At 71.6% G+C, this 19,631-nt stretch carries 15 protein-coding genes and 1 pseudogene; 3 read left to right on the top strand and 13 right to left on the bottom strand.

The window, feature by feature from the left end:
• Positions 1–115: 115 nt before the first annotated feature.
• From ACZ44S_RS21940 to ACZ44S_RS21890, 11 genes and pseudogenes are all read right to left on the bottom strand, one after another.
• Positions 116–805, bottom strand: coding sequence for an arylsulfatase (locus tag ACZ44S_RS21940; protein WP_466931532.1), 690 nt, complete (start codon positions 803–805; stop codon positions 116–118).
• Positions 775–1,119, bottom strand: coding sequence for a GNAT family N-acetyltransferase (locus ACZ44S_RS21935; protein WP_466931530.1), 345 nt, complete (start codon positions 1,117–1,119; stop codon positions 775–777). The genes ACZ44S_RS21940 and ACZ44S_RS21935 overlap by 31 nt, the downstream gene beginning before the upstream one ends.
• A gap of 34 nt (positions 1,120–1,153) precedes the next feature.
• Positions 1,154–1,576, bottom strand: a complete 423-nt coding sequence (gene panD, locus ACZ44S_RS21930; RefSeq protein ID WP_466931528.1) for an aspartate 1-decarboxylase — start codon at positions 1,574–1,576, stop codon at positions 1,154–1,156.
• Positions 1,577–1,987: 411 nt separating this feature from the next.
• Positions 1,988–2,536, bottom strand: a complete 549-nt coding sequence (locus ACZ44S_RS21925; protein WP_466931525.1) for a GNAT family N-acetyltransferase — start codon at positions 2,534–2,536, stop codon at positions 1,988–1,990.
• Positions 2,537–2,864: 328 nt separating this feature from the next.
• Positions 2,865–3,155 carry an alpha-amylase gene (locus ACZ44S_RS21920; protein WP_466931523.1) on the bottom strand — a complete coding sequence of 97 codons (291 nt, stop codon included), beginning with the start codon at positions 3,153–3,155 and terminating at the stop codon, positions 2,865–2,867.
• Between the two features lie 549 nt (positions 3,156–3,704).
• Positions 3,705–4,175 (bottom strand): annotated as a pseudogene (locus tag ACZ44S_RS21915) (cellulose binding domain-containing protein); the annotation flags it as partial.
• Positions 4,176–4,395: 220 nt separating this feature from the next.
• Positions 4,396–6,078, bottom strand: a complete 1,683-nt coding sequence (locus tag ACZ44S_RS21910) for a SulP family inorganic anion transporter (RefSeq protein WP_466931521.1) — start codon at positions 6,076–6,078, stop codon at positions 4,396–4,398.
• A 12-nt stretch (positions 6,079–6,090) separates the two neighbouring features.
• On the bottom strand, positions 6,091–6,768 hold the full coding sequence (locus ACZ44S_RS21905; RefSeq protein WP_466931519.1) for a GAP family protein: 678 nt from the start codon (positions 6,766–6,768) through the stop codon (positions 6,091–6,093).
• A gap of 11 nt (positions 6,769–6,779) precedes the next feature.
• Positions 6,780–8,213: a DUF1254 domain-containing protein gene (locus ACZ44S_RS21900; RefSeq protein WP_466931517.1), complete on the bottom strand. Its 1,434-nt coding sequence runs from the start codon at positions 8,211–8,213 to the stop codon at positions 6,780–6,782.
• A 10-nt stretch (positions 8,214–8,223) separates the two neighbouring features.
• Complete coding sequence (locus tag ACZ44S_RS21895; protein WP_466931515.1) at positions 8,224–9,129, bottom strand: HAD family hydrolase; 906 nt, start codon at positions 9,127–9,129, stop codon at positions 8,224–8,226.
• 48 nt (positions 9,130–9,177) lie between these two features.
• The gene (locus ACZ44S_RS21890) at positions 9,178–10,770 is read right to left on the bottom strand and encodes a DUF1254 domain-containing protein (RefSeq protein ID WP_466931513.1); all 1,593 of its coding nucleotides are present in this window, start codon (positions 10,768–10,770) and stop codon (positions 9,178–9,180) included.
• A 1,163-nt stretch (positions 10,771–11,933) separates the two neighbouring features.
• Between ACZ44S_RS21890 and ACZ44S_RS21885 the strand changes: the two genes are divergently transcribed.
• Complete coding sequence (locus ACZ44S_RS21885; protein ID WP_466931512.1) at positions 11,934–13,307, top strand: cryptochrome/photolyase family protein; 1,374 nt, start codon at positions 11,934–11,936, stop codon at positions 13,305–13,307.
• A 171-nt stretch (positions 13,308–13,478) separates the two neighbouring features.
• On the opposite strand, the gene ACZ44S_RS21880 is transcribed toward ACZ44S_RS21885, so the two are convergent.
• Together ACZ44S_RS21880 and ACZ44S_RS21875 are read right to left on the bottom strand one after the other, a co-directional pair.
• Positions 13,479–14,729, bottom strand: a complete 1,251-nt coding sequence (locus ACZ44S_RS21880) for an NAD(P)/FAD-dependent oxidoreductase (protein ID WP_466931509.1) — start codon at positions 14,727–14,729, stop codon at positions 13,479–13,481.
• 717 nt (positions 14,730–15,446) lie between these two features.
• The gene (locus tag ACZ44S_RS21875) at positions 15,447–16,820 is read right to left on the bottom strand and encodes a glycoside hydrolase family protein (RefSeq protein WP_466931507.1); all 1,374 of its coding nucleotides are present in this window, start codon (positions 16,818–16,820) and stop codon (positions 15,447–15,449) included.
• A gap of 205 nt (positions 16,821–17,025) precedes the next feature.
• On the opposite strand from ACZ44S_RS21875, the gene ACZ44S_RS21870 reads away from it, so the two are divergent.
• The gene (locus ACZ44S_RS21870; RefSeq protein ID WP_466931505.1) at positions 17,026–18,045 is read left to right on the top strand and encodes a LacI family DNA-binding transcriptional regulator; all 1,020 of its coding nucleotides are present in this window, start codon (positions 17,026–17,028) and stop codon (positions 18,043–18,045) included.
• A gap of 81 nt (positions 18,046–18,126) precedes the next feature.
• Positions 18,127–19,470 (top strand): ABC transporter substrate-binding protein, encoded by a 1,344-nt coding sequence (locus tag ACZ44S_RS21865; RefSeq protein WP_466931503.1) that lies wholly within the window; start codon positions 18,127–18,129, stop codon positions 19,468–19,470.
• Positions 19,471–19,631 lie beyond the last annotated feature (161 nt).

The following is a 19,631-nucleotide window of genomic DNA, read 5'->3' as shown; positions in this document are numbered from 1 at the left end:
GTGCCTCCTCGTTCCTCGCTCTGCAACTGAACGGTTGCACACGTGGGCGCCATGCGCAACCCAAAGGTTGCACAAGATGATCCCGCCGCTCCTCCCGGTCGCGCCGGGGCACGGTTCAGTGCGGACGTGCCGCCGCCGCGAGTCCCGGACGGGGGCTGGACAGCACGGGCACGGACGTCGTGACGAGCGCCTTCGCGGGTGCCATGGAGGCCTGGGCCAGGATGATCGCATCGGCACCGGTGACCGCGTCGGCGACCCGGGCGACCCGGGCGACCCGGTGGGCATACCCCGCCGCGTCACCCGCCGCGAAACGCTCCCAGGACCCCGGGATCAGCACGGTCCGCACCTCGACGAACCGGCCTGCCCGGTGGGCCTCCTCCGCGATCAGATCGACCGTGGGTCCGAGCGTGCTCGCCAGGGCGGCGAGGACCACGACGCGCGGACCCGCGGCCGGGGCGGCAGCGGCCATGGGCCGGTCGACGCGCAGTACCGCGACACCGGAGTCGGCGCCGGCCGCCTCCGCGACGCCGCCGATGGTCGACCAGGTGCACAGCAGGGCCCGGGCCCCCTTGCCGACGGCCTCGCGCACCCTCGCCCGTACGTCGCCGGCGACCGTCGCGGGCCCGTCGGCGGGGGCGCGTTCCAGCAGGTCCTCGGCGACGGAGTGCAGCAACTCGAGCCCCGGGTGGGACTGGTCGCGCAGCGCGTCGAGGACAGAGACATGCACGGGCGAGGTGTGCAGCAGCGCGAGTACGGGCGACTCCCCCGGCGCCGTCAGAACCGCTCGGGGTGCGCGGCGAGCCACACCTTCGCCGCCCGCATCAGCTCGGGCCCGGCCGCCGGAGACTGGTCGGGGTGGCGTTCGGCCCACTTGGCGACGTACGGGCAGAGCGGGGCGACGGCGCTGTCCTCGCGGGCGGCGATGGCGTAGAGCTCACGCGCGAGGGAGCCCGCGATGCCCTTCCCCTCGTGGGCGGGCTCCACGATGGTGTGCACCGGGACGAGCGCGCGCCGGGGCGCGTCGAGGAGGAAGTACTCGACGCGCCCGACGACCTCACCGCCGGCCACGGCCTCGAGCCGCCCCGCCGCCCGGTCGTCGCGGATCTCGATGTCACCCATGGCCGTGTCACGCTCCCGCCTCGGTCTGCGCCGCTCAGGCCGTGGCCACGGCCCCCGGGCTGCGTTCCTGGTCCGACCCCGGCACCGGCTCGGACGGGTCGGCGCCCAGGGCCACGATGCGGTTGTCGGCGTCCACGTGCACCACCCGGGGTTCCATCGCCCGCGCCTCGGCGTCGGTCACCTGAGCGTAACTGATGATGATCACCAGATCACCGGGGTGGACGAGATGGGCGGCGGCCCCGTTGATCCCGATCACCCCGGACCCGCGCTCCCCCTCGATGACGTACGTCTCCAACCGGGCCCCGTTGGTGATGTCGACGACGTGCACGAGCTCACCGGGCAGCAGATCGGCGGCGTCGAGCAGCTCGGCGTCGATCGTCACGGATCCCACGTAGTGCAGGTCGGCCTGGGTGACGGTGGCGCGGTGGATCTTGGACTTGAACATGGTGCGCAGCATGTTGGACTCCTGGAAGACGGCTCCCTGCCTGCTTTGTGCAGGTCAAGGGCGATCTCGACCTTACACCGACCCCCCGTTCGATGGTTGTGAGGAACATCGCCCCGGTCAGGCGCGTTGCCCTCGACAGGACCGGCCAGCTCCTGCAAGCGCTCCGGCCGTGCGGGCGGTGGGCTGCCGCGGCTCGCGCCGCGTCGGCGGCGAGCGGGCCGTCCCGCTCGTGGTGTGGCGGTCCGAGCGCTTCCAGAGGTGGTACGCCACCCGCCAGGCGGCGGGGTGCCGGCTGGTCGACGCGCGGGTGGAGTGGTAGGAGCGGGCTGCGGCCCCGGGGCAGAGGCCCGGTCTGGCTGCTCACCGTCACGGTGGTGCCGGGCGGCGGGGGTACTCCGTCCGTGTGTGCCGTCTGCTGTCCGCTCAGGGGCAGGGCATGCTCATGTAGAGCGCCTGCTCGCCTTCGGAGGGGGTGCCGTCATAGAGGGCGGTGTCCAGCCCGCAGAAGGCAAAGCCCATCCGCCGGTACGCGTGAATCGCGGGTGCGTTGATGTTGGTGACCTCCAGCCAGAGGTGTCCGGCGCCCCGCTCGCGGGCGAACTCGACCGCGAGCCCCATCAGCGCCCGGCCGACGCCTCGTCCTCGGTGCTCCGGGGCGACCTCGATGTCCTCCACGGTCAGCCGACGGTTCCACCCGGAGTACGAGACGGTGACGAACCCGGCCAGGTCACCTGCGGATCCGTGGGCGACGAAGGTACGTGAGTCCTCGTCGTCGGCGTCGTACTCGTCCTCGGGGAACACCTTGGTCAGGGGCGGGTCCACCCTGATCTCCCGCAGGGCGAACCCGTCGTCGGTGACGGTCACCTGGAGGACCGTGCCAGTGGTGAACGAGCAGTCCAGGGCCTCGATGGCCTCGGTGTCCTCCGGGACGGCGGTGCGGTACCGGTATGCGGTGTTGCCATCGGTGGTCACGGCACGACGTTAAGGCCGCTCGGACCACGACAGGACGGCTTTCGGCCGACCGCTCCCCTGTTCCCGGTCTGGCCGCAGGGCGTCATGGCCGCGTGTCCTGCTGCCCACCCCACACACCGTCCCGCGGAGTATCAGATGGCCCAGGCGAGCACGTGGAGACGCGGCCGACATCCCCAACCAGCAATGCGGGCACCGGATTCCGACCCTTTGCTACTCACCCGCACGCTGGGCGGAGCAGGGCTCCTGTCCATGCCCATTACCGGAGCCAAGGCTCGTACGCCACACGGCAAGCTGCGCTCCTTCGCCGTGCGGCCATGCGGCCGTGCGGTCAGACACCGTCGACGTGGTCGCACAGAACGATGCCCTCAACCGAGTTTCCGGTGGTTCCGTACCCCGGGAAGGTGAACCAGGTCCCTGCGGCCACCTGCTGGCAGGGGACGTCCGTTCCGTCGCCGTACACCACCTTCACCCGGTAGGCGGTGGCGCAGTCGTTGTTCACGAACGTGTAGCGCCACCCGGCACTGTACGTCAGGCACGCGGGTGCGGAGGTCTGGCTCCCCGTACCTTCCTGGGGCTCGGCGTGGGCCACCGTGGCGGGCGCCGCTACGACCAAGGCCACCGCGAACGCCATGAAAGTTGAACACACAAAGCGCTTCATCGAAGTGCTTCCCTTCACTTGATGAACTAATACCTCCCAGATTACGAGGGCCTGACGGCCCGTGAAATGCTATGCAGCAACTTTCAGTTGATTTGCAAAGCCGACTGCAGCGCCCACCACAAGACACTCTCTCCCGCGAACGAGCAGTTCAGCGGTCCTACTTGGCATCACACCACAGAATGGCAAGACTCAGCCGAGCGGATGAACCCACGGTCCAAGCGAGGTTACTGCCGGATGAACCGGCATGTCTTACTCCTGCCACCAGGCCGCGATGCCATCGACAAACGAAGACGCGGGGCGCTGGGCGAGGTGGTCGCGACACGACCGAAAGTGATCGCCCAACGGCATCCGGTCCGGCCACGCACCGTGAGACGCCAGGGACGAAGGATTCCAGCCGTCGACGCGCGGAGCGCGCTCCTGCCCGGCAAGCCCGGTCCGCACGGTGACCGGCACGATGCCCTACTCCCTCAACCGGGCGAGTCGCTCCGGCTGCCGCCCGGTGCCGGTGTCGCCGGAGTCGACGTTGCAGGTCACGCCGTCGAGGGTGAAGGCGGCGGGGACCGCGTTGCTGTCGCTGTAGGTGCCCTGGAAGCAGAAGCTGACCGAACTGCCCGTACCCAGGGCGCCGTTGTAGGACTCGTCGGCCGCGGTGACGTGCGCGCCGGACTGGGCGATCTTGGCGTTCCAGGCGTTGGTCACCTTCTGATTGCCGGCGTAGGACCATTTCACCGCCCACGACGACTTCGCGGCGCCGTTGTTGGTGACCGTCACGGACGCGGTGAAGCCGGTGTCCCACTGGTTCTGCACCCTGTAGTCCACGGTGCAGGGGACGGCGGCCGCGCCGGCGTCGCCGGGGCGGCCGGCAGCCTGCGGTGCGGTGGCCCGACCGGTGGCCCCTTGCGCGGCGCCCCACGTGAGGGCGGCGCAGACCGTCAGAACCAGACTGCTGAGGATCACCACGAGTCTTGCGCGTGGATGCATGTGTGTTCCCTTCCCTTGCCGCCCGGTGTGGCGGTGCTCCAGGAACACGCGGAAGGGCGGGCGCGGGTTTCGCCGCACCCGGCGGAAGGGCCATGGGCTTCTCGTGGTCCGTCGTGGTGGCCGTGGAACGACCGCAGTGGACGCACAAGCCCCGACGCGCCGTCGGAACGTGAGCCGGTGCCCGGTCTTCGCGGGAGGGGGCGCTCTCTCCGGTCCGCACTCAGGTGCCGGCCCTGGCCGCGTCGACCGCCGCACGCACCGTGGGATGGACGTGCCTCAGTTCCTCCCTGGCTTCGGCGGTGCGCAGCACGTCCCGTACCTGACCGATGTCTCGGGCCAGCAGGAGCCGGACTCCGCGGGCCTCCAGTGCCCCGGCCAGCTCGTCGAGCATGCGTACCGCGCTGACGTCGACGAAGGGGACGGTCTCGGCATCGATCACCACCGCCTTCGTCCCTTTCCGGCCGGCGGCCCCGAGTGCCGTGGAGCGGATCCGCTCGGCATTGGCGAAGTAGATGCCCGCCTCGACGCGGAGCACGATGACCCCCGGGATCCTTCGGCTCTCCGCGTGCCTGTCGAGCGCGGCGAAGTGTCCGTTGCCCGGCAGTTGACCCAGTTCGGTGATGGCCGGACGCGAGGAGCGGTAGAGAAGCAGGAGCAGCGAGGCACCGATGCCGATGAAGAGGCCGGGCAGCGTGTCGAAGATCATCACGCCGAGCATCGCGGCGACCGCGGCGAGGAAGTCGGGCCGCGCCCCGACACCGTAGGCCTGGCCGAGCCTGCCGGTGAAGACGCGGTGGAGGGCGACCAGCGAGGGGATGTCGACCAGTTCGACCACCGCCGCGACCACCACCCCCGCGAGCACCGCCTCGGGGAGCTTCTCGAACAGGCCCGTGAGGAAGAGCAGGGTGATCACGGTCAGCGCGGCCACGAAGACCCCGGCGAGCTGGGTGCGGGCGCCCGCGGACCAGTTGACGGCGGTCTTCGAGAGGCTGCCGTTGACGACCATGCCGCTGGAGAGGCCGGCCCCCAGCCCGGCGGCACCGAGCCCGATCAGCTCGCGGTTGGCGTCGACCTCGTAGTGGCCGCGGGTGGCGTAGGTGGTCGCCGCTCCGAGTCCCTCGGCGAAGGCGACGAGCAGCACGCCGAGGCTCCCGGCGGCGAGGTCTGCGAAGGCGTCGGCCGAGACCTCGGGGACTCCGAAGGAGGGCAGGCCGGTCACGATGCTGCCGACGACGTCGACATCGTGGTCCTCCAGATCGAAGGCCGCTGCCGCCGCGATCCCCAGCGCCACCGCGATCAGCGAGCCGGGAACGACCGGGGTGACCCGCCGGAGCACGAGGATCAGCAGGAGGCTGCCGACGCCGACCAGGACGGTGAGCCCGCTGGTTTCGCCGAGGTCTCCGATCAGCGCCCAGATCTTCTCGAAGAAGTTCCCGGACCCGCTCTCGACGCCGAACAGCTTCGGCAACTGTCCGGCGATGATCGTCAGGGCCAGGCCGACGATGAAACCCTTCAGGACCGGCTCGGAGATGAAGCGGGCGAGGAAGCCCAGGCGCAGCAGTCCGGCGAGGAGTGCCGCGATGCCCACCGTGACGGCCAGTGCGGTCGTCATCGCGGTGAAGTGCGCACTCGAACCGTCCGCGGCCTCGCCGACGACCGCCGCCGAGAGCGCAGCCGTCGCCGCCATCGGCCCGACCACCAGGTGCTTGGAGCTGCCGAAGGCGGCGTAGAGGATCAGGGCCGCGGGCGCGGCGTAGAGGCCGACCACGGGCGAGACGCCGGCGATCGTCGCATAGGCGAGCGCTTCGGGCACGAGAACCGCCCAGACCGTCACCCCTGCCAGGGCGTCCCGCCCCAGCCAGTGCCGCCGGTATCCCCGCAGTGACGGGAACAGCCCGAGCATGCTCGCCCTCTCTCAGGAGGAGAAGCCACTGATGGCGTTGCCCACCAGCTTCGCGGTGAAGATCAGGCAGATCACGGCCATGATCGCCGTGTTGTTCCGCTCCATCCAGAGCTTGAGACCGTCGAGGATGTGCTGCGAGCGCTCCTTGAGGGCGAAGTAGAGCACGACCGGCGTTCCCGGCCCGAGCGCCCCGAGCAGGACGTAGACCGCCAGCGCCACGGCCTGCTCGCCGGCGGAGGTGTCCGTGCGCGCGATCGCCGACGCCGCGGCGATGGAGAGCAGCAGGTTCTTCGGGTTGAGGGCGGACAGTGCCGTCCCCAGTGCCAGCGCCTTGACAGGAGTGAACGAGTCGACCGTCTTCATCCACTTCGGCAACGGCACCTCCTCGTCGCCGCGGGGGGGGGGGGGGGACGCCGGCGCCCCCCCCCCCCAGACCAACACACCCAACACCCAGTCCAGCGCGCTGACCCAGTCGGCCGGCTGCCCCTGGTCGCCGGAGCCGGCGCCGCCGGAGATCAGCAGCACGATCGTGCCGACCAGGGCCAGGCCGAGGGCCCAGCCCAGGAGCAGCGCCGGTCCGTTGGAGCGCGCCCTGGGGGTGGCCAGCATCAGCACCACACCGATGATCGGGAACGCGCTCAGCGCCACGGCGACGCCGTAGGACAGAACCTGACCGATCGCCTCACCCACGACCGTCTACCTCACACCGGTTCGATCTCGCCCGGCCGCCAGCTCTGGTCGAACCAGCTTTCGAGTGGACCGTAGAGGCGAAGGATCATGAACCAGCCCTTGCCGGGGACCGTCTGAACCCAGTTGCCCTCCCTGCCCTGCGGCGCCGTCGGGCCGAAGTGAATGACCGTGTCGCCGTCGTCCTCGGAGCGGACGGCGTCCGAGAGGCTGTTCACGCTCGGGTAGGGATGGTCGGTGCGCAGCAGCGAACGGGTCTGCGGGTCGTAGACGTTGACGGCCCAGAAGTTCTTCACCGGGATGCCACTCGGCAGCCTGAGCGTGTAGGCACGCCCGCCGTCGAGCCAGGCGCCGGTGGAGTCCTCCGCGGTGTAGGCGTACTGCGATCCCGCCCCCACGGCAGCCGCCGCCATCGCCGGCGAGGTGCCCGCCCCGACGTAGTGGAACACCGCCCGGGCGTCCAGCAACCGGGCACCGTCCGCCGACCGGAACTCATGGCTGCGCGACGGCCACGGGTTCTTCCACGAGCTGCCGGGGTAGTAATAGAAGCTCGGGTCACGCGGCTTGAAGGCCAACGTCCGTACGATGCCCGACGCGATTCTCGCCGCGGTGTCGAGGATCGAGCGCATCCGGTCGTCCGGCTGGAACGGCTTGCCGGGCACGATGCCGATCGCGGCGAGCTGTCCGGCACGCTCGGGATCGAGCGCTTCGGGCGGCTCCCCCTGGACGAGGGTGTCGATCTCCTCGAAGAACGAGAAGTCGTTGGCGTGGACCGTGTTGAAGTCCGACTCCGCGAAGTCGACGAAGCGCTGCTCGGGCGGGTCCGCCGCAGCGGAGAGCGGATAGATGCGCGTCCGCAGCAGGCCCTCCTCGCCGCCCAGGGCACGCATCAGCACCCAGGAGGAGAAGGTCCTCGGCCGCGCGACGAGGTATCCGTCGGGGACGTCGCCGTCGTAGCCCGGGGGCAGGAAGAGGTAGGTGCCTCCTTCTCCCTTGTCCCGTCCGGCGATGCCCATGTCAGTGACGTGGCGCTGCCACAGGTCGTTGACGAAACACAGCGAGTTCGGCGGCGTCTCGATGACGGTGGGCCCGTCCTGGTCGAGCGCCAGGCAGGCCATCCCGTACGTGGTCTCCGTGTTCGCCGTGAGGATCAGCGGTGCCGAACTGCAGCGCGGGGAGGTGAAGCCGATGGTGTGGGAGTCGATGCCGAGGCTGCGCAGTCCGCGCCGCATGGCCACCATCGAGGCACCGGGCACGCAGTTGAGGAACACCTCGATCCCGCGCAACAGGTCCAGAGCGTCGTAGCTGCGGGTGACCGTGTCGGGCAGGGGCAGGCCGTCGAAGAAGTCCAACGCGCCGAAGACCGTCTCCACCCGGTCCGGGATGCTGATCGAGGTCAGGGTCTCGGCCGACGTGCCGGGGCCGGCCGCGTCGCTCACTTGAGGCATCGGGTTCCTCCTACTCGGAATGATCTGTCAGAACGGTCTTCCAGTCGTTCTTCATGCTGACCGTCGTCCAGCCGGACCGCTCGGCCGTCGCGCGGGCCCGCTGCGCGCAGTCGCTGTAGGCGTACTCCCGCACGTCGTCGTCGTGCACGACGAGCAGGGCGAACCGAGCGGAGTGCAGCATCTCGACGTCCACGTCGTCGTTGCCGGCCGCGAACCCCGGCAGCCGGCCGGTGCGGGCGAGGACGTACTCCGGTTTGCCGGGCCCGAGTGCGACGGGGCCGTGCAGGACCGCCTGACGGACCAGCGCGCCGTCCCGGTAGGCGAACTCCGGGGCCGAGCCGATCACGTTCTCCCTGGGCAGGCCCCAGGTGCCCTCACAGATCACCCGCATGAAGTCGCGCCCGCCACCCGAGCAGACGAACAACCGCCAGCCGTACGCCCTGAGGTAGTCGAACAGCTCCAGCATCGGCTGGTAGACCAGGCCGGAGTACGGCAGTCCGAAGCGCTCGTGACGCCAGGACGCCAGGTACCGTTCGGCCTCCGCCTCGAACTCCCCGAAGGCGGTGCCCTCCCAGGCCGATCCGACGGCCTCCACCATCGACGCCACGGCGTCGGGGTCCTGCTCGTTCAACGCGCGGAGGTACGCCTCGTCCCGGTCGGCGATCGCCCGGTAGGGCCGCTCGGCGGCCAGCGACGGATCCCCCTCCAGCCGCGCCGCCAGTTTCCCGAGGACGAACGCCATCTGCACCGGCGCGGGCTTCTCGACCCACAGGGTGCCGTCGTTGTCGAACACGGCGACCCGGTCCATCGGCGGAACGTAACCCGGCGCCCCTTCCGCCGCCGCGGACGTCACGAACTCGACGATGGCCCGCTTCGTGGCACCTTCGTTCCAGCTGCCCAGCACATCCGTGCTCATGGCCACTCCACCGTCCGGACCGCCGTGTCTTCGGACCGTCGCACGAGGTCAGTCCACCGCCTCGATCTCGCCAGGCCGCCACGTCTTGTCGAAGAACGGCTGCAGCGGGCTGTAGAGCCGCAGGACCACGAACCATCCCCGGCCCGGTGCGGTCTGGATCCAGTTGCCCTCCGGCACCCCGTCGGGCCGGTCGGGCCCGAAGTGCACCGTGGTCGTACCGTCCGCATCGGCGACCGCTGCCGGGGTGGGATAGGCCTGGCTGCCGGCCCGGGGGAACCGTTGTGGAGTGTCGAGCATCGACCGCGTCTGGTTGTCGTAGACGGTGACCGACCAGAACTTCGCGGCGGGGATGTCCGGTGGAAGCACCAGTCGGTAGTACCTGCCGCCGTCGAGGGCCCGGCCCTCCCGATCCGCCATGGAGAACACGTACTGCGAGCCAACGCCGGACAGTGGCGCCGTGAACGCCGGGCTGATGCCCACGCCCAGGTACCACCACCAGGACCGCAGGTTGAGTTTCCGGGCGCCGTCGTTCGGGCGGGGCTCGGCGCCCCTGTCGGTGATGTCGGCGGGCGGGGCCAAAAACTCGTGGCCGGCCACGAGCAGGCCGTTGAGCCACCCGGAGGAGGCACCGTAGTAGTGCGCCCCCTCGGCCGGACGCGGACGGCAGGCGAGGGTGCGGGCCGTGGCGTTGCCGACCGCGGCCGCCTCGGTGAGGATCTCCCGCATCCGCGCGTCCGGCTCGAAGGGCCTGCCCTTGACGATGCCGACGGCGGCCAGAGCACCGGCGATCTCGGGGTCGAGCGCCTCGGCCGGCTGGTCGTGCACGAGCTCGCTCGCGAAGTCGAAGTACGTCGCGTCCGCGGGCGGGATCATGTTCACGGGCAGTCCGGAGGCCTCGACGAAGCGCGGCGGGTCGGGCCTGTGCAGCGCGGCGGTCCAGGTCTGCGCGGTCCACGGCAGCGGCGGGGCCGTGCCGCCGGTGACGATGTCCCCGATGCTGGTCCCGTAGAGGCCGGGGACGTAGTGGTAGATGCGCAGGCCCTCCTTGATCCGCTCGACCGCCGGCTTCGGGTCGTCGCCCTCCAGGAAGGCCCGACCGCCCAGGATGAGCCTCGTGGTGCGGGTCCGGAGCGTGAAGAACCCGCCCTCGGGAAGAGGGCCCTCGTGACCGGGTGGCACGAAGAGGTACTTGCCGCCCGCTCCGCGATCCGGACCGGCCATGCCTGGGTCCGTGACCCAGCGGAACCACATGTCATTGAGGAAACAGAGGGCGAGGGGCGGCACTTCCAGCACCAGCGGGCCCTCGGTCAGGTCGAGGAAGGTGATGAAGTAGACGGTGTCCGCGTTCCCGGTCAGCACGAGCGTCTTGGGATCCATGAACTCCGAGAAGAGCAGGACGTCGTGGTCCTGGATTCCGGCCTCCAGGAATCCCCGTCGGGCCGCCCACAGACTGACGCCGGAATACGCGTCGAGGAACGCGCTGACCGCCCGCACGTGGTCCACATGGTCGTAGACGCGGTTCGCGGTCTCCTCGGTGGGCAGACCCAGCGGGAATTCCAGGGTGCCCAGGTGCGTCTCGACCCGCTCGGGCGTCGAGATCGACTGCATGGTCCGGTCGGAGATCTGTGCGGTGCGCTGCAAGGGATCGCTCCGTTCTCGGGAAGATGCCTCCCGACGACCCTGTGCCTCACCTGCCGCGGAGCACCACCGGACCTAGGCCATCGGAAGGTCTTCGCGTGGCGGGGTACATGGCGGGTCGGCGACCGTGCATCCGCCGTAGGCACCGTGTGCGCAGGGAGCAGTGAGGCACAGGTGCGAGCGGCGGCCCGCACGGCCCGCCCGGCCTTCGGAAATCAACTGCTCGTGCACGAGGTGGCGACGGACCAGGCGTTCGGCAGGCGTGGCCGGCGGCGCGACGACGGCAGAGGTGGGGGTACGGGCGAGTGTGGGCTTCGATGGCGGGGGCGGTCTGCCGCTCGCCCGCCGCACGGCCGAGTAGGGGCACGCGGGAACGTCATTCGGATCGTGCACCACGCCGCTCGCCCCACGGCGGGTACGGCAGCGCCGTCGGGCGAGGTGCCGGTACTACAGGGCCTGCTCCGCCCCTCGGCTGTCGCAGGCATCGGGCATTGGGTGGGGTGCGTGCACCGGCGCCGTCCCGCGGGGCTCCCGGACGGGGCCGCGCGAGAGCGGACGGATCCCGGTTCCCGGTCACCGCCGCGGGCCGCCTCGCCGCGACGGGCGCGGTGACGCTGCGGGGCGCATGATCGTTCGACAGCGCAGGTGTCCTGGAGCGAACCGGAAGGGAGGAGCCGTGGCGGCCAGCGGACAGCGGGACGGGGAACGGCTGCGGTGTCCGGTGACCGGCGCGCCCGGGTACGACGGCGGACGCCCGGTGCCGGAGCTGCTGGAGGCCGGTCGTCGGGTGCGCGGTCCGGTCCGTACTCCGGCCACTGCGAAACGAGCCCTGGGCGGCCGGTCCCGAGACCGTGCGGGGAGACGTCACCGACCCTCGTTCCGTCGGCGGGCCCCTACGAGGTGGCGGCGTCGACCACCGCCCGGGTGCTCGCCCTCGGATCGGGTTCCGGCTTCGAGGACACCGACCGTCGCGCGGCGCGCGTCCTCGCCCGGCAGGCCCACGAGGCGGGCGTCCGAAGGATCGTCCACCCGGGTGGTCTTCCGCCGCGGGGCGTCCCCGGACCCACGCTCGCCCACCCACCCGCGTTTCCCCGCGGAGGTCGGCCCCGTTGTCCTCGACGTCCCCGTGCTGCCCGTTCACGTACCACTGCGCCAGGAGTGACGCCATGACCGTCGCGGTCGTCCTGTTCACCTCGGACCTGCGTCTGCACGACCATCCGCCGCTGCACGCCGCGCTGAGGGCTGCGGACGAGGTGGTGCCGCTGTTCGTTCTCGACACGGGGATCCGCGCGGCGGGCTTCGACGCGCCCAACCGCAGGGCCTTCCTCACCGAATGCCTCGGCGACCTCGACTCCTCGCTGCGCCGCCGCGGTGGCCGGCTCGTGGTCCGCGCGGGACCGGTTGTCCGGGAGGTCTGCGCGGTCGCCGCCGAGTGCGGGGCCGGCGAGGTGCACATGGCCGCGGGCGTCACCGCGTACGCCCAGCGCCGCGAGGAACGCCTCCGCGAGGAACTCGGGCACGCTCACGTGGCGCTGCGGGTGCACGAGACGGTGATCACCGCCGTCGCCCCGGGAGCGGTGACGCCCTCCGGCTCCGACCACTTCGCCGTGTTCACCCCCTACTTCCGCCGCTGGTCGGAGGAGACACTGAGGAAGCCGCTCGGCGCGCCGCGCACCGTGCGCGTCCCCGACGCAGTACGCGGTGAGCCGCTGCCCGACCGCGCGGACGTGGCCGGTGTCTCGCCCGGTCTGCCGACCGGAGGGGAGACCACCGGACGGGACCGGTTCTCGCGGTGGTCCGGTTCCGGACTGTCCCGGTACGAGGACCGGCACGACGACCTCGCGGGTGACGCCACGTCCAGGCTGTCGCCGTATCTCCACTTCGGTGCGCTCTCCCCGGTGGAACTCGTCCACCGGGCCCGCAGGCAGGGCGGGCCCGGCGCGGAGGCATTCGTACGCCAGGTGTGCTGGCGGGACTTCCACCACCAGGTGCTGGCCGCACGGCCCGAGGCGGCCCGGAAGGACTACCGCACGCGCCACGACCAGTGGCGTCACGAGGAGGACGCCACCGACGACATCGCGGCCTGGCGCGACGGGCGGACCGGATATCCGATCGTCGACGCGGCCATGCGCCAGCTGCGTCACGAGGGCTGGATGCACAACCGCGCACGGCTGCTGGCGGCCGGCTTCCTGACCAAGACGCTCTACGTCGACTGGCGGATCGGCGCCCGGCACTTCCTGGACCTGCTCGTGGACGGCGATGTCGTCAACAACCAGCTCAACTGGCAGTGGGTCGCGGGCACGGGCACCGACACCCGCCCGCACCGCGTCCTCAATCCGCTCGTCCAGTCCAAGCGGTACGACCCGGAGGGCGCCTACGTGCGCCGTTGGGTCCCCGAACTCGCGGGCGTGGACGGCAGGAGGGTGCACGAACCCTGGCGCCTCCCGGCCGCGGAACGTGAGGAACTCGACTACCCGGATCCGCTCATCGACCTCGCGGACGGGCTCGCGCGCTTCAAGCACGCCCGCGGCCGCGACTGAGGAGACACCCGTCGTGCACGGGCTCTTCGGCGACCGGCTCGGCCCTCATTCCATCGCGCCGGGCAAACCCGGTCCTCTTCCGTGAGTACGAGCGGTTGCTTCCCTCGCTCGTCGGATGTTCGGGACCAAGGCCGTCGGCGGATGCGGCCGGGCGCTCTTCACCTTCCGGCGTCACCTGTCCGGTCCCAGGTCGGCCATGACCTCGCGCGCGGCGCGCGTACCCGACGCCAGGGCGCCCTGCACGGAACCGGTCGCCCGGTGGTCCCCGCAGACGTACCTGCCGGGGCCGAGGCGTGTGGTGCGGCTCAGCGGCCAGGGGGGAAGCATCGCCGGCAGCGCGCCCTCGACCGTGCGAGCGGCTACCTGTCGCCAGTCGCTCGTGTCGGTGCCGTACAGCTCGGCCAGGCGCCGGAGCACCGTCTGCGCCCTGCCCGGCGGGTCCGTGCCCAGTACGGAGGTGGAGACCAGTCCGGTTCCGGGGGGCGCGTAGGTGGGAGCGACCTCGCTGAGTACGCAGGTGTTCAGGATCGCTCCGGTGCTGTCCACCAGCAGGGTCGGTTCGGCCATCGGTGACCTGTCGGTGGCGTGGTAGTAGGTGGTGACGGTGCGGGTGTCCGGCACGGTCAGGTCCGGCAACAGGCCTGCGGCGGCCGCCGGATCCGTCGCCACGACGACGGTCCGGCTCGGCACCTCGGACCCGTCCTTGAGCAGCACTCCTGCGTCCGTGACCTCGGCGACGGGCGTGCCGAGGCGCAGGACGCCGCCGGGCAGGCCGTCGGCGAGCTGGGCCGGTACGGCGCCGATGCCGTCCGCCGGCAGGCACAGAGACCCCCGGACCATGCTCCGCCACACCAGGTGGAAGAACCGGGCGGAGGTCTCCAGCCGGTCCTCCAGGAAGACGCCGGACAGAAACGGCCGCAGGATGTCGGCGATCACGGCGTCCGACACCCCGGCCCGGGCGAGGGCCTTCGAGGTGGAGCCGTCGGGGCGCCGCCTGACGGAGGATGCGGGCAGCAGGGCGTCCCGTGCGGTGAGTGCCGCCAGCGCGGCAAGATCGCGGGCCGACAGGGCTCGGCCGGGCAACAGCGTCCCTGCCGCACGGGGCTCCCTGGTCGGATCGGCGAGGCGGACGGGCCCGGTCGGGGTGTGCGCGATCACACCCGCGGTGAACGGCCGCAGTCGCAGGCTCCTCAGCTCGATGCGCCGCTTCACCTGCGGGTACGAGGTGTTGAACACCTGGAAGCCGCGGTCCAGGAGGAATCCGTCCCGCCGGTCCGTGCGCATCCGGCCGCCCACGCCGTCGGACGCCTCCAGCAGGGCCACCCGCCGTCCGGCGCGGCACAGGTCCAGGGCGCATGCCAGGCCGGCGAGGCCCGCACCGACGACGACGATGTCCGGTGCCCGGTGATGTTCGTCGCTCATTCTTCTCCTCGGTCGACGCCGTGTCGGTGACGCCCGGGGGCAGAGGCCGTGACCCCTTGTCCTCTCTGCCTCGGCCAGTACCCGCAACCGGTCGGCACGGACCGGTACCGGAACGCCGTGCGCGCGGTGCTCGACCACCGGCCGGGGGACGGGATCCACGCCCACCGGTCCAGCGGACCACGTCCCCCGGCCGAAATGCGGTCGCCACGACCGAGCGCCGTCGAACGACAGCACGTCACGGCGACACCGTCGACTCCAGCGCGGCGACCGCTTCGGCACGCCCCGACGGACGCGCCGGACCGGCCACCGCGGAACGCCTCGCTCCGTCAGCGCCGCGGGCCGAACCTCCCACGGGAGGGCGTGGTCGCCCCCGGCACTCGGGCGGGCGCTGTGGTGGCGCCGGGACGGTGCGCGACCGCGCGGGGCGGGCGCGCCGAAGCACCCCGGGGACGTGCCAGGAGAGGAAGGACTCGACCTCGCCGTACTTCTCGCCCGACGTCTCCCGCTTGCGGCCTGTCCGGCGAGCGCGGCGAGCAGCAGTTCGTCCAGGACGGCGGCGTCCGGACGCGGGGCGGCCCCCTGCTTCGGTCCGGGGCCGACCTGCGTGGCCCGGTCGGCGGCTCCGGCCTCCGTCGGGGGCCGCGCTGCGGTCGGCTGTCTCCGGGGGTCCTCACCACGACGCCGACGGCCGGTGAGGTGCCCCCGCTTCCCCCGGTTTCACCGTAGGGCGGCGGCCGTCACGGTTGTTGCCGTCGGACCCGGCCACACGGCCGACGCGTCGTCCCGGCACGGGTCGGGCAGGCGGATCGGGCGGACGGGGACCGGGGCGGCACCGTTGCCGGTGAGCACCGTCCAGGGGACGGGCCGGCCGGAGTAGCACAGCGCCGTCAGCGTGAAGACGTCGTCGGCGTAGACCTCGACGTACTCGCCGACGGTCAGGATGCGCAACGCGGCGGGGGAACTCGGCAGAACGGTCTGCGCCAGCACCCTTCCGCCGGGCCCGGTGATGCGGAGGTCCCCGCCGTCGCAGGCCACGGCGAGGGCGGCACGGTGGTCGAGCGGGTCCTCGGCGCGCAGAGCGACCTCCACAGGTCCGCCGACGTCGACCTGGCCGACCGCGTGCAGATGCGCGTCGTGCGTCTCCTCGCCGAGCCAGGTCTCCAGGCCCGGCCACCATTCCAGGCGGGGCGCCGAATCCACGGGCACCACCAGGGACTTGGGCTGGGCGAGCATGCCGCGGCAGTGGTCGCCGGTGTCGGTGAGGCCGACGCGCCGGGGGGTGGTGTGCAGGACGACGCGGGAGCCGTCGGGGGCGGCGACGACACGCGGGGCGTACGCACCCGTCGGCCCCAGCGGGCCGCGACGGGTCCACGGGCCGCGCAGACGGGGCGCGGTCCACGCCTCGAAGCCCCGGGTGGCACCGATGGAGCCGAGCAGCAGCCAGCTGCCGTCGTCGAGGCGTTCGAGGACGGGGCACTCCAACTCGTCGACGTCGCCGGGCGAGAGGAGCGGCGGGTGGACGGTCCAGTGCTCCAGGTCGTCGGAGGTCGCCCAGGCCACGCAGCCGCCGGCGTCGGCCGGCAGCGAGGCGTCGGCGGCGCAGAGGACCATGACCCAGCCGTCGGACTCGTCGTCGCGCACGACGAACGGATCGCGCCAGCCCATGCGTTCGCCCGTGCGGTACCAGCGCGGGTCGGCCTCGACGACCGGCGCCGTGCCGTGGCGGCGCCAGCCGGTGCCGTCGGTGCGGTCGGAGTACGCCAGGCCGACCGACTGCAGGGGCCAGCCGCCGGGGGTGAGACCGGAGACCGCGGTGTAGAGCATCGCCGCGCCGGTGCCGTAGGGGAAGGCGTGCATGGTCCACACCGCCTGCTGGTCGAAGCGGCCCGGCAGGCCGTTGCCGAAGGCGGTGCCCTGCGGCTCCCAGTGGACCAGGTCGGCGGAGGTGGCCCGGCCGTAGGAGGTCTCCATGCGCAGGTGGTCGAACTCGGCCGTCCACGGCCCCTGCAGGTGCAGCACGGTGTACGTGCCGTCCGCGTGGCGCAGGAGGTCGAAGTCGTTCACGCAGAGGCCGGGCGGCGCGTATCGCATGGACAGGTCCTGTCTGCCGACAGCCGCACTCAAACGTGTGCGCTGTATTCCGGCTGTTGAGAGTTCCTCCGAGGATCAGCCGCAGTAAATCCGAACGCAAACGCTTGCGCAACTGGACCGGCGGGTTTACGGTCTCGTCACTCCCCCAGCGCCGATGTACTGCCGGACCCCGGCCGCACGGCGCACCACGATCAAGGAGCGTCCCGTGACGGTCAGCATCACCGATGTCGCCGAGGCCACCGGGGTCTCGGCGTCCACCGTGTCCCGCGCCCTGCGCGGCCGCCCCGGAGTGTCGGAGGAGATGCGGGCCCGGATCGTCGCCGCCGCCGCCGAACTCGGCTACACCGCGTCCCGTTCGGCCTCCAGCCTGGCCAGCGGGCGCACCTCCACCATCGGCGTCGTGGTCCCGTACGTCGGGCGCTGGTTCTTCGGCACCGTGCTGGACGCGGCCGAGAAGGTGTTCAGCGCCGCCGGCTACGACGTCCTGCTGTACAACCTCGGCTCACCCGAGGCACGCAAGCGCTTCTTCACCAAGCTGCCGATCCGCAAGCGGGTCGACGCCGTGCTGTCCCTGCTGATCCCGGACCCGGAGGAGGCCGCCGCGCTGCGCTCCCTGCAGGTGCCGCTGGCGACCACGGTCGGCGGCGCCAGGCCGGGCTTCACGGTGGTCGGCATCGACGACCGGGGCGGCGCGGAGAGCGCCGTACGGCACCTGGTGAACCTCGGCCACCGCCGGGTCGGCATGATCTCCGGGGCCAGCGAGCCGCTGCACTGGACCACTCCGCTCGAACGCCGCAGGGGCTACCTGGACGTACTGGCCGACGCCGGAATCGAGCCCGACCCCGCCCTGGAGGCGGACGGCGGTTACACGGTCGAGGGTGGCGAGCGGGCCATGACCGGCCTGCTGGCACTGCGTCACCCGCCGACCGCCGTGTTCGCCCAGTCCGACGAGATGGCGATGGGCGCCCTGCGTGCCCTGGGCCGGCACCGGCTGAGGGTTCCGGACGACGTGTCCGTCGTCGGTTTCGACGATCACGAACTGTCCGAGGTCGTCGGGCTGACCACCGTGGCCCAGCCGGTCGCCGCCCAGGGCCGGGAAGCGGCCCGGCTGCTGCTGGCGCAGCTCGACGACCCGGACGCCGGACCGGTGGAGCCGGTCGAGATGCCCATCCGCTTCATCCTCCGCGAGACCACCGCTCCGCCGCGCAGCCGCCGGCAGCCGTAGCCCTCCCCGCTCGTCCGTCCCGCTTCCGGGGACCATCCCCTGCCCCACCCACCCGCGCACCCACCGCTCGGAGGCACCACCATGTCCCATGCACCCAGAAGAACCCGTCGTACAGGCCTGACGGTCCTCGCCCTTCTGCCGCTCGCCGCGCTGGCCGCCTGCGGCGGCGGGGGCGGTACCGGCGACACCTCCGCCGAGGAGGGCAGCGGCAAGGGCACCATCAGCGTCTGGGCCCATCAGGGCCAGGCGAGCGAGACGGCCGCCCTGCAGAAGGCGGTGAAGTCCTTCAACTCCTCGCAGGGCGACATCAAGGCCGAGCTCAAGCTGATCCCCGAGAACGACTACACGAAGACCATCACCGCCACCGACCCCGCCGAACTGCCGGACGTACTCGAGTTCGACGGGCCGACGATGGCGAACTTCGTCCGCAACGGCAAGCTCGCCCCGCTCGACGACCATGTCGCCGCCCGGACCCTCGGCAACGCCACCGACGCCGTCAAGGCCCAGGGCGAGATCGACGACAAGCACTACGGCCTGGGCATGTTCGACTCCGGCCTGGGCCTGTACGCCAACAAGAAGCTGCTGGACGCGGCCGGTGTGACGTATCCGAAGGGCGTGTCGGACGCCTGGACCGCCGAGGAGTTCGGCAAGGCGCTCCAGGCGCTGAAGGGCGAGGACTCCGACGGTAAGGTCCTCGACATATCGGAGCAGTACGGTCTGGCCACCGAGTGGGGCACCTACGGTTTCTCCCCGATCGTCTGGTCGGCCGGCGGGTCCCTGCTGGCGGACGGCAAGGCGGAGGGCGCGCTGGACAGCCCGGAGGTCGTCTCCGCGATGAGGACGTTCCAGTCCTGGAAGACGTACGTCGACCCCAACACCGACGGCAACGCCTTCGCCAAGGGCCGGGTGGCGCTGAGCTGGGTCGGCCACTGGATGTACCCGGCCTACAGCGAGGCCCTCGGTGACGACCTGGTCGTCCTGCCGCTGCCGGACTTCGGCAACGGTCCCAAGACGGGGCAGGGTTCGTGGGCGTGGGGCATCGGCGCCGGCAGCGAGAACGGCAAGGCCGCGGGCGCCTTCCTGGACCACCTCCTCAACGACACCAACGTCGGCGCGATGACGAAGGCCAACGGCGCGGTGCCCGCCACCAGGACCGCGCTCGCCAAGAGCGAGCTGTACCGCGAGGGCGGTCCCCTCCAGCTCTTCGCCGACCAGCTCGCCCGGCCCTGCGGTGACAGCGACATCAACGACTCCTGCGTCGCCGTCACCCGCCCGGTGACCGCCGGATACCCCACGATCACCGCCAAGTTCCACACCGCCCTGAACGCGATCTACGGGGGCGCCGACCCGGAGGAGGCCCTGCGGAAGGCCGCCCGCGCCGTCGACCGGGACTTCACCGACAACGCCGGCTACGAGATCCCGTAACCCGCAGGACGCATCGGCCGGGGCGGGCCGCCGGCGACCTGACCGCCGCGCCCGCCCCGCCGGAAAGAGGACTTCCCAATCGTGATGTCAAGCCGCGAGCGTGACGGGAGGTGAAGCTTGGTAGCACTGTCCGTCACGGATCATCGCCCACAGGACGTTGA

This window comes from Streptomyces malachitofuscus, assembly GCF_055571035.1.
This window is presented reverse-complemented; position numbering and strand designations above follow the sequence as displayed.

Excerpts from the sequence above, each read along its gene's own strand:
- ACZ44S_RS21865 (WP_466931503.1), top strand. The coding sequence starts at position 18,127 with ATGTCCCATGCACCCAGAAGAACCCGTCGTACAGGCCTGACGGTCCTC.
- ACZ44S_RS21875 (WP_466931507.1), bottom strand. The coding sequence starts at position 16,820 with ATGCGATACGCGCCGCCCGGCCTCTGCGTGAACGACTTCGACCTCCTG.
- ACZ44S_RS21895 (WP_466931515.1), bottom strand. The coding sequence starts at position 9,129 with ATGAGCACGGATGTGCTGGGCAGCTGGAACGAAGGTGCCACGAAGCGG.
- ACZ44S_RS21935 (WP_466931530.1), bottom strand. The coding sequence starts at position 1,119 with ATGGGTGACATCGAGATCCGCGACGACCGGGCGGCGGGGCGGCTCGAG.
- ACZ44S_RS21900 (WP_466931517.1), bottom strand. The coding sequence starts at position 8,213 with ATGCCTCAAGTGAGCGACGCGGCCGGCCCCGGCACGTCGGCCGAGACC.
- panD (WP_466931528.1), bottom strand. The coding sequence starts at position 1,576 with ATGCTGCGCACCATGTTCAAGTCCAAGATCCACCGCGCCACCGTCACC.
- ACZ44S_RS21885 (WP_466931512.1), top strand. The coding sequence starts at position 11,934 with ATGACCGTCGCGGTCGTCCTGTTCACCTCGGACCTGCGTCTGCACGAC.
- ACZ44S_RS21910 (WP_466931521.1), bottom strand. The coding sequence starts at position 6,078 with ATGCTCGGGCTGTTCCCGTCACTGCGGGGATACCGGCGGCACTGGCTG.
- ACZ44S_RS21880 (WP_466931509.1), bottom strand. The coding sequence starts at position 14,729 with ATGAGCGACGAACATCACCGGGCACCGGACATCGTCGTCGTCGGTGCG.